Origin of the sequence: Bradyrhizobium sp. OAE829 (assembly GCF_040546575.1) — a bacterium.
GTDB lineage: Bacteria > Pseudomonadota > Alphaproteobacteria > Rhizobiales > Xanthobacteraceae > Bradyrhizobium.
Genome location: NZ_JBEPOE010000001.1, coordinates 2,847,722 through 2,860,833 on the forward strand (window position 1 = coordinate 2,847,722; position 13,112 = coordinate 2,860,833).

Here is a 13,112-nt window from a genome sequence, read left to right on the forward strand (position 1 = left end):
CGAATGAGTGTAGAACGATGCTTGGACAGATTGTTGCGCATGAGAGATCTCCGGTAGGCCACCACGTAGCCATTGACCCCAATTCCCGCAACGATATTCCCGCTCAAACTTTGTTGAGATCGGCCTCGACGATCGCACGAAGTTCTGATGTCACCTCGGGACGCTTTCCGAACCACAATTCGAAGCCGCGCACCGCCTGGTGCAGCAGCATCCCGAGCCCGTCGGCGGTCTGCAGCCCGCGCTGGCGCGCAGCGACAAGCAATGGCGTATCCAGCGGCACGTAAACCAGATCGCTGACGACGGCGCCCTGCGGCAACCGGCCGACATCGAGTTCCAGCGCCGGCTGGCCGTGCATGCCGAGCGAGGTCGTGTTCACCAGCAGTCCCGCGCGCGGCAGCAATTCGCTCAATGCATCCCACGCCACCGGCAATACGCGCGCGCCGAATTGATCCGCCAGCGCCTGCGCGCGTTCCCCGGTCCGGTTGGCCAGATGCACGCGCTTGATGCCGTGTTCGATCAGCCCGAACAGCACCGCGCGCGACGCACCACCGGCGCCCAGCACCAGCGCATCCTCGGCCCGCTCCCATCCGGGCGCGCAGGCGTCGAGATTATTGATAAAACCCTCGACGTCGGTGTTGGTCGAACACAGCTCGCCGTTCTCGAACCACAAGGTGTTGGCGGCGCCGACCGCGCGGGCGCGGTCGTCCGGCTTCGACAGCGCCAGCGCGCGCTCCTTGTGCGGAATGGTGACGTTGGCGCCGACAAAGCCGCGCAGCGAAAGCCGAAACACAAAGTCCTGAAACTCGTCGGGCGGCACCGCTTCGATGACGTAGCCGCCCTCGATCCCCAGCGTGCGCAGCCAGTAATGATGGATCAGCGGCGAGCGCGAATGCGCGGCCGGCCATCCGATCAGGCACGCGGCGGGGGGTCTGGTTGCTCGGGTCATGGCAGTCAATTCGGCCATGGCGGCGGCGGTGTCAATGCTGGGGTGGGGTGGCAGTATGGAGCTGTTGCTTGTAGCCAAACTCGTCATGCCCGGCCTTGTGCCGGGCATCCACGTCTTCACCTAACCAAGAAATACGTGGATGGCCGGGCATAGGCGAGCGGAAGCTACGCCGTCCTTCAGACGGCTCTGCCCGGCCATGACGAAAAAGACCAGCGTCAAACCATCACGCCGCGACCCGGTTCGCGGCGATGATCTGGTCGGCAGCGCGGCCGGTCACTTCGGCCATGCGGTCGAACTGCCGGGTGAAGCCGCCGGCGCCGGCGGTGGCCGAGCGCAATTCCACGATCAGGTCGCCGATCTCGGCCTCCGGCATGGTGGCACGGACGCAATCCCAGCCGGCCCAACCCTCGCGGGTGTCGAAGCCGAGGATCTGGCCGCGCCGCGCCGACAGGATGGCGTTGATTTTTGCCGTCGCCTCCGTCGGGCAGACGATCTCCACCATGTGGATCGGCTCCAGCAGCACCGGCTGGCACTGCGGCAGCGCCTCGCTCATGCCGAGCCGCGCCGCGGTGCGGAAGGCAAGATCGGAGGAATCGACGCTGTGATAGGAGCCGTCGGTCAGGGTGACGTGGAGATCGATCACGGGAAAGCCGAGCGGCCCGCGCGCGAGGCTGTCGACCACGCCCTCTTCCACCGCGCCGATATAGTTGCGCGGCACCGCACCGCCGACGACCTTTTCGTGGAATTCGAAACCCGAGCCGCGCGGCATCGGCTTGATTTCCAGCACCACGTCGCCGAACTGGCCGTGGCCGCCGGACTGCTTCTTGTGGCGCCCGCGTTGCGTGATCGATTTGCGGATCGTCTCCTGATAGCCAATCGCCGGCGCCTGCGATTTGACGTTGACGCCGAAGCGATCCTTGAGCCGCTCGAGCGCGACGCGCAGATGCATCTCGCCCTGCCCCCACAGCACGATGTCGTGGGTCTGCGTGTTGTGGATCATCGTCAGCGACGGGTCCTCCTCGTTCAGCCGCAGCAGCGCCTGGCCGAGCTTGACGTCGTCCTTGCGATCGTTCGCGGCCAGCGACATCGCCAGCACCGGCGGCGTCGGCTCGACCCGCGCGAGCGAGGTCGGCGCGGTCTTGCCGCTCGAGAGCGTGTCGCCGGTCTTGATGGCGTCGAGCTTGCCGAGGGCCACGGTTTCGCCGGCTTCCGCCGCCGCCCGCTTGCTGTCGTGCCCGCCACTGACCGCGAGGATGCCGGAGACCCTGCCCGCTTCGCCGGACGAGGATTGCAGCGTCGCACCGTCATCGAGGTGCCCGGCGAGCAGCCGCACCAGCGACAGCTTGCCGCCGTGCGGCTGATGCACGGTCTTGAACACATAGCCCAGCGCATCCTTGCCTGAAGAGGCGCTGAGGCGCTTGGCGGTCTCGGCCACGCCGGGCGCTTCATGCCGCAACGCCTTCATCAGCCGCAGCACGCCGTTTTCGCGTGTCGCGGCACCCAGCAACACCGGGCAGATCAGGCCTTCGCGCAATTCGCGCGCAAGATCGTCGAACACGGCGTCGCGCGGCGGCTGGATGTCTTCCAGGAGCTGCTCCATCAGCACGTCGTCGTGATCGGCGAGCTTTTCCAGCATCGAGAAGCGCGCTTCCTTCTCGCGGTCGAGATTGCCGCCGTCCAGCGCGATCACTTCCGAGGGCTTGTGTTCGCGATAGACAAAGGCGCGCTCCAGCGCGAGATCGACAAATCCTTCGATCAATTCCCCGTTCCAGATCGGAATCTGGCGCAAGACCAAGGGCACGCGCGAGGCCGGCTGCAGTGTCGCCAGCGTTTCGCGGATCCGCTTGTTGGCCTTGTCGATCTTGTTCAGAAACAAAAAGCGCGGAATGCCCAATTCCTCCAGCTCGCGCAGGATGATCTGCAGCTGCGGCAGCTTCTTTTCATCGGCTTCGCAGACCACGATCGCGGCATCGACCGCCGGCAGCGCGGCGCGCATGTCCTGCGCGAACTCGATCGAGCCGGGACAATCGATAAAGGTATAGCTGTCGCCCATGAAGGTCGTGGTGGCCGCGCTTAAGGCCACGCCCATCTTGTGGTGCCGCGCCTCGGGGCTGGAATCGCCGACCGAAGTTCCGGCATCGACGCTGCCGGCGCGGTGGATGGCGCCTGTGCGCGCCAATATGGCTTCAAGAAGTGTAGTTTTACCGCTCTGGAAAGGGCCCACCAGCGCAATGCACCGTGGACCCGATTCTTTAGTACCTGGGGGACTTCTGACGTCTTGTCCCATTGCCGCCTCCTTGTTTGGAGCTCGGCCCATGATTGGGTCGGCGGGTCAGATGCTCCGCCCGCCGCGACGATTTGGCAAGTCAGAAAAAGTTGCTGCGCTGCATCGTGACCGGCGCGGGGGGGGGCGGCCGGCTCACCCGCCTCCCGCGGCGGCGGCCGAGGGAGAAAAGTTGACGCTCCGGCCTAGGTTCCAGGCTTTCCAGCCCAACGATGCTGTGCAGGCTTGGGTCGCGTAAGCTCAACGACAGCGCGCGATTGAAATTCGCGGAACGGTCGGCTCGTCACCCTATTTCGTTCGGCGCGACGCTTCGCGCAGTTCGGTCGGCGTCATGCCGAAACGGCGGCGAAAGCGGCGATTGAAGTAAGGGACCTCGTTGAACCCGCAGGTCCATGCGATTTCGCTCACCTTCAATCGATCGTGGGCTGCATCCAGCAGCATCACCCTCGCCTCATGCAGCCGCATCTCAAGCACGCGCTCGGCGAAACCAGATCCGCTTTCGGCCAGCAGATCGTTCACGTAGCGACGCGACAGGCCCAAACGCTGCGCAACGCTCTGCGACGAGAATTCCGGATCGTGAAAGCCCGATTTGATGGCCGCAAGAACGTCGTGCAATCGTGCTGCGCGCACGCCGCGGCTCACCGCAATCTCCGGCGGATCGCCGCGCGCGCCGAGCGCAAGTGCGACGAGATCGACAAGCATGGTCTCGATGTGCCGGTCGAGCGCCGGATCGCCATCCTGCTTCAGGCCCATGAGAAACTCGACGTACCGGCCGAGATGACGCAACGCCGGTGAGGACGCATCGAGCGGCTTGCCTATGAGGTCGTCAGCGTTTGGGACCAATGCAAGAAGCCGGGCGCGCGAAATATTGATCGCATACCAGCCATTTTCCGGACCTCTGAGCACCTCGCCGGGTTCGGCAGTCAGAAGCACCGCGGTGTCGCGGCTGATCGTCGCCTCCTGCCCGTTCTGGATGCTGATTATATCGGAGCGACCGCTATGAAGCGCGACGCAAAAATTGTCCGCACCATCGGAAGCGACGTCGCGCTGGCTGCGCTCTATCCGATCGATGCTGCCGTCGAGCTGACCGATACCAGCCGCGCCGATCGGCACGAATTCAAAGTTCACCGTGAACGGGCGGTCATCCGCGCGCTGATGATCGACTGAACCATAAACCGCATTCCACTGATCCTGCCAATGCGAGAATTTTTCCTGACCGTTCAGATGGGACGGAAGTTGCTCTGACGCAAAAACAACTTTCTGGATCCTGCCGCCAACGGCTTTTCCGCCGAACTCATCAACGTCCATCGCCTGCGATGCCCTGAAAATTCGCTTCGCTTCGAGCTAATCCCGATCAAGATAAAATAGCTGCATCGGGACGATCCAGACAGTGCCAGTTAAACCAATTGTACCAGCCAGTTTCGCAACCCGTGGCGCGATTGCAACGCTCGCCGGCAATCAGGAGGCGATGCCACACGGTGCAAATCGAGGGCCAGCCAGGACAAAGCGATTATTGGGGCCTTGGTAAGAATGAAACAGGACTTCGCGAATTCGGACCTGACGATTCAGGACCAGGACTCATCAGCAGAATTGTTCAGGGCAACATCATGCATCATCTATCGCGGACGACGTTCGCAGCCGCTGCCATCTCATTGGGCAGTCTCTCTGCTGCATTCGCGGCCGATCTCGGACCGCGTCCGGCCTATAAGGCGATGCCGATCGCCACTATTTATGACTGGACCGGCCTGTACATCGGTGCCCACGCAGGTTGGGCCGGCGCCGACCGCTCGTTCGAACGAACCTTTGTCGGCAACGGGGTCGTCACATTGGTTGTCAATCCCGGCTTTTCGCAGCATCCAAACGGCTTTGCCGGTGGCGGCCAAATCGGCTTCAACCGCCAGACTGGGGATTGGGTCTGGGGCCTTGAAGCAGAGCTTACCGGCACCACGCTTCGCAGTTCGACCACCGTTGCCGTTCCCACACTTCCGCTGATTACCCAGGCCTTTGATGTGAACATCGATTGGACCGCGAGCGTGACCGGGCGCCTCGGTTACGCGTGGGACCGCTGGATGCTTTACGGCAAGGGTGGCGCCGCGGTGATGCACGAGACCTATGCCCTGAGGGCGCCCGGCCTGATCACACCGGATTCGCCATACCTCAACGCCAAGGTCGCCCGGCTCGGATGGACGGTCGGCGTGGGTATCGAAAATGCCTTTCTGGATAATTGGTCATGGAAAGCCGAATACAGCTACATGCGGTTTGACGGCAACGACAGCATCACCAACACCCTCTCCGTATCAACAAATACGGGGGTCACGTCCCATACCGATGTAAACCTTCACCTCGTCAAGGCTGGCATAAACTACAGGTTCGGCGGCCCCGTTCTCGCTGCAGGTGTTCGGCCATCGCTGGCTTACAAAGCTCCGATCGCGAGCGCGTATGACTGGACCGGGTTGTACATCGGCGGACACGCCGGCTGGGCAGCCGCTGGGCGGGATTTCCGTGCCACATATTTTGCAGTCGCCGGGAACGTGGTCACGCCGCCGTTCACGCAAAATCCGACCGGCTTCGTGGGTGGCGGGCAAATCGGCTTCAATCGGCAGGCGAGTAATTGGGTGGTCGGGCTGGAGGCGGATCTTTCAGCCGCGAGCCTTGGTGCAAACTCCGTTGTCGATGCAGGCGGGTCCGGCCCCTTCATTTACAAGACTGAGGTTGACTGGACCGCCACTCTCGCGGGGCGCGTGGGCTACGCCTGGGACCGCTGGCTGGCTTATGGCAAGGGCGGCGCCGCCGTAATGCACGAGACCTACGCGCTGACAGCTCCGTTGCGCAGCATACGTAACGACGCTCATGCGACGCGAGTCGGCTGGACCGTGGGGGCCGGCATCGAGAACGCCTTCCTCGGCAACTGGTCGTGGAAAGCGGAGTACAATTTCATGAGGTTTGACAACACCACGACGATCAGCAACACGAGCACCCTGTCAAATTCCGTCGGGATCCCCGTCGAAACGAACCTGGATATTCATGCCGTCAAGCTCGGCGTCAATTACAGGCTCGGCAATTACGGCGTCGTCGCCAAATACTGACTGAAGAAAAAGTGCCCGCATCACGCGGGCCCTTTCTAAGTCGGTTGACTGAATCATCGTCCCGGCCGAAGTTCCAGGCTTTCCAATCCGGCAGCGATGCTGACGCCGACCTGGCCCTGCAGGCTGAGCGGCTGCAGCGCGATCGAGTTTGCCGAACCGCCGACCAGCACGTTTCCGCCGACGCCGACGCCGAGCGTGGCACTGCCCTGCGCGCCGACATAATTGCCGGAGAGGCCGCCCGGCCCGAGCTGCACCGACGGCGCAAACACGCCCCATGCCAGCGCGGATTCCTGGGTAATGCCGAGATCGAGACCCACTTTACGGATGGTGGCGACGTAACGGTCTTCCGGCATGCCGTCGGCGCGCAGCACGCAACCAAGATTGGTGACGGAACCGACGATGAAGCCAATGCTGGCGCCGCCGCGGCATTCGAGAATGCCGACCTGCACCCGCGCCACCTGCTGCGCATTGGCGCCGGGAATCGAGGTGGCCCACACGGCGATGGCGGCAGCGGCAAGGAGAAGCGAGCGATGCATGAAGAATCTCCGGCTGAAACGATGTGATGCGAGCAGAGAAGGTGCACGAAAAAAGTGCGCGCCTCTCTATGGCACAACAGTCGCGGCGGTTCCAGATTTGGGCTTTAGCTCGTCATTCCGGGGCGATGCGCAGCATCGAACCCGGAATGACGGCAGATGTTGCCAACAAAAAAAGGCCCGCTTCCGCGGGCCTTTTCATCAAAACTATCTTCAACCGCGGCGATGATGCCGGCGGTGGTGACGGCGCGGAGGGCCATAGCCGCGGAACGGCTCCAGCTGGATGTCGGCAATCCCGGCGGCGACGTTCAGCCCGGTCTGGCCCTGCACGCTGAGCGGCTGCAGCGCGTAGGAATTGGCCGGACCGCCGACGAGGAAGTTGCCACCACCGCCGATACCGACCGACGCGTTGGCGCCGACGCCGCCGTAGCTACCGGCGAGATCGCCACGGCTGACGCGGCTGTTCGGCGCGTTCACCGCCCAGGCCAATTGCGTCTGCGCGGTGATGCCGAGATCGAGGCCGTAGCGACGCACGGTGGCAATGTAAGGCTCCGGCCGGCGGCCTTCGCTCTTGAACACGCATTCGAGGCTGGTCACGGAGCCGACGACATAGCCGACATTCTGGCCGCCCTGGCATTGCAGGACGCCGGCGCGAACCGGCGGTGCAGCATCCGCGCTCGCGATCGGCGCAACGAGCGCCGCGATCGCGATGCCGAAGGTCGTAAAACGTTTTCCGAAAAGCATGTGTCGTCCCCGCTTGATGAACTGAATGTGCGGGGGACAGGAAGGAAGCGCCGTGTCCAAAACATGGCGCTTTGCAAAAAGAAGACTTCAAAACATCATGAGGTCTACGCGTGATGTGATTTGACACGCCTTTATTCTGACGCGTTTCCTTTGCGCGCTTTCTTTACAGAAATTATTGGAAACAAACCGAAACCTGTCCCGCATCATCTGCGGAACAGGCTTCGCTTCAAAACGCGTTATCTCAGATTGCCGCAAAAGCGCTGGATGCGTTTGCAAGCGTCTTCGAGATCGGAAGTCTTGGTGGCGTAGGAGATCCGGAACGCCGGGCCAAGCCCGAACGCGGAACCCTGCACCACGGCAACGCCTTCAGTCTCCAGCAGCTCAGTGACGAAGTCCTCGTCATTCGCGATCACCTTGCCGGACGGCGAGGTCTTGCCGATGGTTCCGGCGCAGGACGGATAGACGTAGAACGCGCCCTCAGGCCGCGGGCATTCGATGCCCTTGGCCTGGTTCAGCATCGACACCGCGAGGTCACGGCGTTCCTTGAACACCTTGTTGTTCGCGGGGATGAAGTCCTGCGGACCGTTGAGCGCCTCGACCGACGCCCACTGCGAGATCGATGACGGGTTCGAGGTCGACTGCGACTGGATCGTCGCCATCGCCTTGATCAGTTCGGCCGGGCCGCCGGCATAGCCGATGCGCCAGCCGGTCATGCAATAGGCCTTCGACACGCCGTTCACCGTCAGCGTGCGGTCGTACAGTTTCGGCTCGATCTGCGCCGGCGTCGTGAACTCGAAGTCGTCATAGACCAGGTGCTCGTACATGTCGTCGGTCATCACCCAGATATTGGGGTGCTTCACCAGCACGTCGGTGATCGCCTTCAGCTCGCTGCGCGAGTAGGCAGCGCCGGTCGGGTTCGACGGCGAGCAGAGAATGATCCACTTGGTCTTCGGCGTGATCGCCTTTTCCAGCGCGTCGGGCTGCAGCTTGAAGCCCTGCTCCGCCGGGCACACCACCGACACCGGCTCGCCGCCGGCCAGCGCCACCATTTCCGGATAGCTGACCCAATAGGGCGCCGGGATGATGACCTCGTCGCCCGGATTGATGGTCGCCATCAGCGCGTTGTAGAGCACCTGCTTGCCGCCGGTACCGATGATGATCTGGTTCGGCTTGTAGGTCAGGCCGTTCTCGCGCTGGAACTTGGCGATGATCGCCTCCTTCAGCTCGGGAATGCCGTCGACCGCGGTGTACTTGGTCTTGCCGGCCTCGATGGCGTGGATCGCCGCCAGCTTGATGTTGGCGGGCGTGTCGAAATCGGGCTCGCCTGCGCCAAGGCCGATGACGTTGCGGCCGGCCGCTTTCAGCGCGCGTGCTTTATCCGTGACCGCGATCGTCGCGGACGGCTTCACACGGTCGAGCGCAGCGGACAGAAAAGGCATCATCATCTCCTGGGAATGGCGTGTGTGGGCACACGTGTGCCCGTTTCGGGAATGATCCGTGATTCCAAATGTTGGGATCGGCGCACCCTAAAGCGCTCAGCGCCGCATCGCAAGAAGCTTGGCCCGAAAGGCTCAAATTTTACGCGGTCGCAGGCGCGATCGGCGCAATATTTGGAAAAATTCTGCGCCGAAATGACTCATATCTGGCCAAGGAAACCGGTGGAGGAAACCCGCGAAGGAAACCGGCACGGCCGCGACGGTCTTGGCGATTGGGCGACGGCCTGATCATCCCGGCCCGCACGCCGCCGGGGTATAGCCCTCTGGCGCGATCGGGTGCCGCGATGGATTGCTCCGAGGTCAATTCAGAATAGACGTCGATCCATCTCGCGGAGATTTCAAATTCCGCGCCTGCACGCATCGACAATGTCGCGAAAGCTTGAAGCGTTCCGATCACAAATCCCGACCACGTGATCGCTCCGTCGAGGCATGGCGTTCTGCGCGCGTGCAGTGCGGTAGAGTTTTCGACTTTTTCCATAATGCGGGTCTTGCGACGCAACCCTAACGGCATCATTGTTTATCCGCGTTGCGGCGATCCGCGCGCGATAGACGTGCAACTGATCGATTGAAATTCATACGATGTACAAGCTCTATTCGATGCAGCGCTCCGGCAACAGCTACAAGGTTCGCCTTGCGCTGTCGCTGCTCAAAGCGCCGTATTGCGCGATCGAAGTCGACATCCTGCGCGGTGAAAGCCGGACGCCGGATTTTCTGGCGATGAACCCGAGCGGACAGGTGCCGCTGCTGGAAGTCGCCGATGGACGCTACCTCGCCGAATCCAACGCCATCCTCTGGTACGTCGCCGGCGGCACCTCGCTGGCGCCGGAATCGCGGGTCGAGCGCGCCGAGGCGCTGCAGTGGATGTTCTTCGAACAGCACGCGCTGGAGCCCAATCTCGGCGCGGCCTATTTCTGGCTGTCGCTGGTCAAGGGCGGCCGCGACCTGCAGACCCACGCATTGGAGGACTGGATGGAGCGCGGCTACGCCGCGCTTCAGGTGATGGAAAACCATCTCAAGACCCGGGCCTATTTCGCCGCTGACCAGCTCACCGTCGCCGACATCGCGCTGTACGGCTACACCCATGTCGCCGACCGCTGCGACTTTGACCTCGCGACCTTCCCCGCGATCCGCGCCTGGCTGCGGCGGGTCGAACAGACCCCCGGTTTCGTGACCATGGACTGGCGGCCGGATGCCGAGGTCGAGGACCCCGCCAGCGTCGCCGCCGGAGCCTGAGGCGCGGTCCGATTCACGTTCGCTTGAAGAGGCGCCCGAAGGTTAAGGACAGCGGGAATAACGTTAACCTTTGCCGTGATTTCGCCATTTTTGGCACTCTCGCGCCCCAATATTGCCGGCCACAATTGTGAACTTCCCGATGTCGCAGGTGATTCGCCCGCGTCTTGAAGGAATTAGACCCATGACACGGTCGCCCGGCACGGCCGGCTTCGAAAGCCGCTCTGCGCCAGTCGCTTCCGCCCGACTGACCAACGCCATTGCCGCCTCTCTGGCGATCGGTACGCTGTCGCTGTGCCTCGTCGTTGCGCTGACAGTGCTCTCGATCAAGGTGACCATGGCCATGCCGATTCCGGCGTGACTCCGGCATTTCCTGATTGGACCTTTTCCGAGCGCAACGCACGATGATTGGCATCGCGGGCGGACGAAGATGAAGACACCTGTCGGACTTGTGACCGTGGCGCTGACGGCAGCGATCCTGCTGACCGCGACCTTGGTGATCGCCACCGGCACCCGCGGCGAAGAGACGGAGTTTCCGTCGGCCGCCGGCGCGCTCGAAGTGCGCACCTTTGCAAGGGGTCTGGTCAATCCGTGGTCGCTGGCGTTCCTCCCCGACGGCAGGATGCTGGTGACCGAACGGCCAGGCCGAATCCGGATCGTATCCGCGGAAGGACAGCTGTCGCCGGCGCTCAAGGGCGTGCCCGACGTGTGGGCGTCCGGCCAGGGCGGAATGCTCGACGTCGCGATCGACAAATCCTATGCGCAGAACAAGACGATCTATTTCTGCTTTGCGGAGCGGACCGGCGGCGGCGGTCGCACCGCGATCGCGCGCGCCAAACTCAACGACGCCGCCGGCCGCCTCGACGAAACCAAGATCATCTTCCGCCAGGAAGGGCCGCTGTCATCAGGGAATCATTATGGCTGCCGCATCGTGCAGGCCGACGACGGCAATTTGTTCGTGACGCTGGGTGATCATGGTTCGCATCGCGACCAGGCCCAGGAGCTCGGCAATCATCTCGGCAAGGTGATCCGGATCGCACCGGATGGATCGGCCGCCGCCGGCAACCCGTTCATCGGCCGCGCCGGCGCCAAGCCGGAAATCTGGAGTTATGGCCACCGCAACGGACAGGGCCTGGCGATCAACCCGGCGTCGGGCGACGTCTGGGAAGTCGAGCACGGCCCGCGCGGCGGCGACGAGCTCAACATCATCAAGACGGCAAAGAATTACGGCTGGCCGGTGATCGGCTTCGGCCTCGAATACAGCGGCGGCAAGATCCATGAAAGCACCGCCAAAGACGGCATGGAGCAGCCGGTCAAATACTGGGTGCCGTCGATCTCCCCATCCGGCATGCTGTTCTATACCGGCAAGCTGTTTCCAAAATGGTCCGGCAGCCTCTTCGTCGGCGCGCTGTCCGGCAGCATGCTGGTGCGGCTGTCGCTGAACGGCAACGGCGTCGCGGGCGAAGAGCGCCTGCTGCAAAATCTGCACGAGCGGATTCGCGACGTCAGGCAAGGCCCGGACGGCGCCCTGTGGCTGCTGACCGACAGCTCCAACGGACGCATCCTGCGGGTGTCGCCCTCCGTAAAGTGATGACGCCAAAACGCGGATGAACGCGTGAACGGGAAGCTGCGACCAAAGGCAAGGTCCAACAGTTTTCGGACACGCAACGCATGAACCGGCGCCAGTTTGTTTTCGCTCTGTCGGGAGCCCTGACACTGCTCGCCGCCACGCGGCCCGGCCGCGCCGAATGCGGCGGCCTCAGTCTCAGGGAATTCGTCGAAACCACCTATTACAAGCAGGCGCGCCTGCACGCCGCCAAAACCCCGCCCAGCAACGACGACTTCCACGCGCTGTTCTCGCCCGGCATGCGCCGGTTGATGCAGGCGCCGCGGCAATATCCGAAGAGCCAGACGATCGGCCCGCTGCTCAACGCCTTCTTCGGCTGGGGCGTGCTGCCGGGCGCCGAGATCAAGGTCGGCAAGGTCGAGCACCATTCCGGCGACGAGATGGGGCCGGCCACCATCCGCGTCGAGATCGAGCATCGCGGCCAGCCGCACCGGATCCTGGTTCACGTCATCGGCCCGGACGACGATTGGCGCATCGCCAACATCATCTATGACTCCGGCAAGAGTCTGCTCGATCATTACCGCTCGATCACCGGGCTTTGATACTTTTTGTTTTGACGCGTTTTCTTGACGCGAACCGGTACCCACTTCGCTTGAAAACGCTTTGCTACCACTTGTGGAAAATCAAAAACGCGCCGCCGGCAATCAGGAGAAAACCCAAAGCGTGATTCCAGGCCAGCGGCTCCTTCAGATACAGCGTCGAGAATGCCGCGAACACGACCAGCGTGATCACTTCCTGCATGGTCTTGAGCTGGGCCGCCGAATAGACCGCGCTGCCCCAGCGGTTGGCCGGCACCGCCAGCCAGTATTCGAAGAACGCGATCCCCCAACTCGCCAGAATGATCAGCACCAGCGGGCTTTGCTTGAACTTGAGATGGCCATACCAGGCAAAGGTCATGAAGACGTTGGAGGCGAACAGCATCAATATCGGCAGGATCTGCGGGGAGACGGTCGGCATGATGTCCTCATGAATTTCGTGCGCTAACGAGCGGGCGCGGAGCCCGGTTCCAGCCGTTTCGCATAGCATTTGAACTTAAAAACGCGAAAGCTTTGCGCAGGCAGTCAACCCCGTCTTAATGACAGAAAAAGAAAACCCGCCACAAAACGAAACATCCGTCACACTGCGTGCCTTATTCTCGACGCAACGGGAACGGCCTCAAACGGCCG

13 protein-coding genes are annotated in these 13,112 nt (G+C 62.7%); 5 read left to right on the forward strand and 8 right to left on the reverse strand.

Going from position 1 to position 13,112, the window contains the following annotated elements; genetic code table 11:
• Positions 1-103: 103 nt before the first annotated feature.
• The 3 genes from ABIE49_RS13850 to ABIE49_RS13860 all read right to left on the reverse strand — a co-directional run bounded on the left by ABIE49_RS13850 (position 104) and on the right by ABIE49_RS13860 (position 4,538).
• Entirely contained in the window at positions 104-946 is an 843-nt protein-coding gene (locus ABIE49_RS13850; RefSeq protein ID WP_192737626.1) for a shikimate dehydrogenase, read from the reverse strand.
• Positions 947-1,169: 223 nt separating this feature from the next.
• Positions 1,170-3,233 carry an elongation factor G gene (locus tag ABIE49_RS13855; RefSeq protein WP_192737627.1) on the reverse strand — a complete coding sequence of 688 codons (2,064 nt, stop codon included), beginning with the start codon at positions 3,231-3,233 and terminating at the stop codon, positions 1,170-1,172.
• A 285-nt stretch (positions 3,234-3,518) separates the two neighbouring features.
• Positions 3,519-4,538 carry an AraC family transcriptional regulator gene (locus ABIE49_RS13860; RefSeq protein WP_192737628.1) on the reverse strand — a complete coding sequence of 340 codons (1,020 nt, stop codon included), beginning with the start codon at positions 4,536-4,538 and terminating at the stop codon, positions 3,519-3,521.
• Between the two features lie 170 nt (positions 4,539-4,708).
• On the opposite strand from ABIE49_RS13860, the gene ABIE49_RS13865 reads away from it, so the two are divergent.
• On the forward strand, positions 4,709-6,316 hold the full coding sequence (locus tag ABIE49_RS13865; RefSeq protein ID WP_192737629.1) for an outer membrane protein: 1,608 nt from the start codon (positions 4,709-4,711) through the stop codon (positions 6,314-6,316).
• A 53-nt stretch (positions 6,317-6,369) separates the two neighbouring features.
• On the opposite strand, the gene ABIE49_RS13870 is transcribed toward ABIE49_RS13865, so the two are convergent.
• From ABIE49_RS13870 to ABIE49_RS13885, 4 genes are all read right to left on the reverse strand, one after another.
• A complete protein-coding gene (locus ABIE49_RS13870) occupies positions 6,370-6,852 on the reverse strand; it encodes a DUF992 domain-containing protein (protein ID WP_192737630.1) in 483 nt (160 codons plus the stop codon).
• Positions 6,853-7,062: 210 nt separating this feature from the next.
• Positions 7,063-7,593 (reverse strand): DUF992 domain-containing protein, encoded by a 531-nt coding sequence (locus ABIE49_RS13875; protein ID WP_192737631.1) that lies wholly within the window; start codon positions 7,591-7,593, stop codon positions 7,063-7,065.
• A gap of 236 nt (positions 7,594-7,829) precedes the next feature.
• Entirely contained in the window at positions 7,830-9,032 is a 1,203-nt protein-coding gene (locus tag ABIE49_RS13880; RefSeq protein WP_192737632.1) for a pyridoxal phosphate-dependent aminotransferase, read from the reverse strand.
• A 139-nt stretch (positions 9,033-9,171) separates the two neighbouring features.
• Complete coding sequence (locus ABIE49_RS13885; RefSeq protein ID WP_192737633.1) at positions 9,172-9,600, reverse strand: hypothetical protein; 429 nt, start codon at positions 9,598-9,600, stop codon at positions 9,172-9,174.
• Positions 9,601-9,668: 68 nt separating this feature from the next.
• Between ABIE49_RS13885 and ABIE49_RS13890 the strand changes: the two genes are divergently transcribed.
• The 4 genes from ABIE49_RS13890 to ABIE49_RS13905 all read left to right on the forward strand — a co-directional run bounded on the left by ABIE49_RS13890 (position 9,669) and on the right by ABIE49_RS13905 (position 12,488).
• Positions 9,669-10,322, forward strand: a complete 654-nt coding sequence (locus ABIE49_RS13890; protein ID WP_192737634.1) for a glutathione S-transferase family protein — start codon at positions 9,669-9,671, stop codon at positions 10,320-10,322.
• Between the two features lie 181 nt (positions 10,323-10,503).
• Positions 10,504-10,680, forward strand: a complete 177-nt coding sequence (locus tag ABIE49_RS13895; RefSeq protein ID WP_192737635.1) for a hypothetical protein — start codon at positions 10,504-10,506, stop codon at positions 10,678-10,680.
• A gap of 69 nt (positions 10,681-10,749) precedes the next feature.
• The gene (locus tag ABIE49_RS13900; RefSeq protein WP_192737636.1) at positions 10,750-11,910 is read left to right on the forward strand and encodes a PQQ-dependent sugar dehydrogenase; all 1,161 of its coding nucleotides are present in this window, start codon (positions 10,750-10,752) and stop codon (positions 11,908-11,910) included.
• 80 nt (positions 11,911-11,990) lie between these two features.
• Positions 11,991-12,488, forward strand: a complete 498-nt coding sequence (locus ABIE49_RS13905) for a hypothetical protein (protein ID WP_192737637.1) — start codon at positions 11,991-11,993, stop codon at positions 12,486-12,488.
• A 64-nt stretch (positions 12,489-12,552) separates the two neighbouring features.
• On the opposite strand, the gene ABIE49_RS13910 is transcribed toward ABIE49_RS13905, so the two are convergent.
• The gene (locus tag ABIE49_RS13910; RefSeq protein ID WP_192737638.1) at positions 12,553-12,903 is read right to left on the reverse strand and encodes a DMT family protein; all 351 of its coding nucleotides are present in this window, start codon (positions 12,901-12,903) and stop codon (positions 12,553-12,555) included.
• Positions 12,904-13,112: the final 209 nt, after the last annotated feature.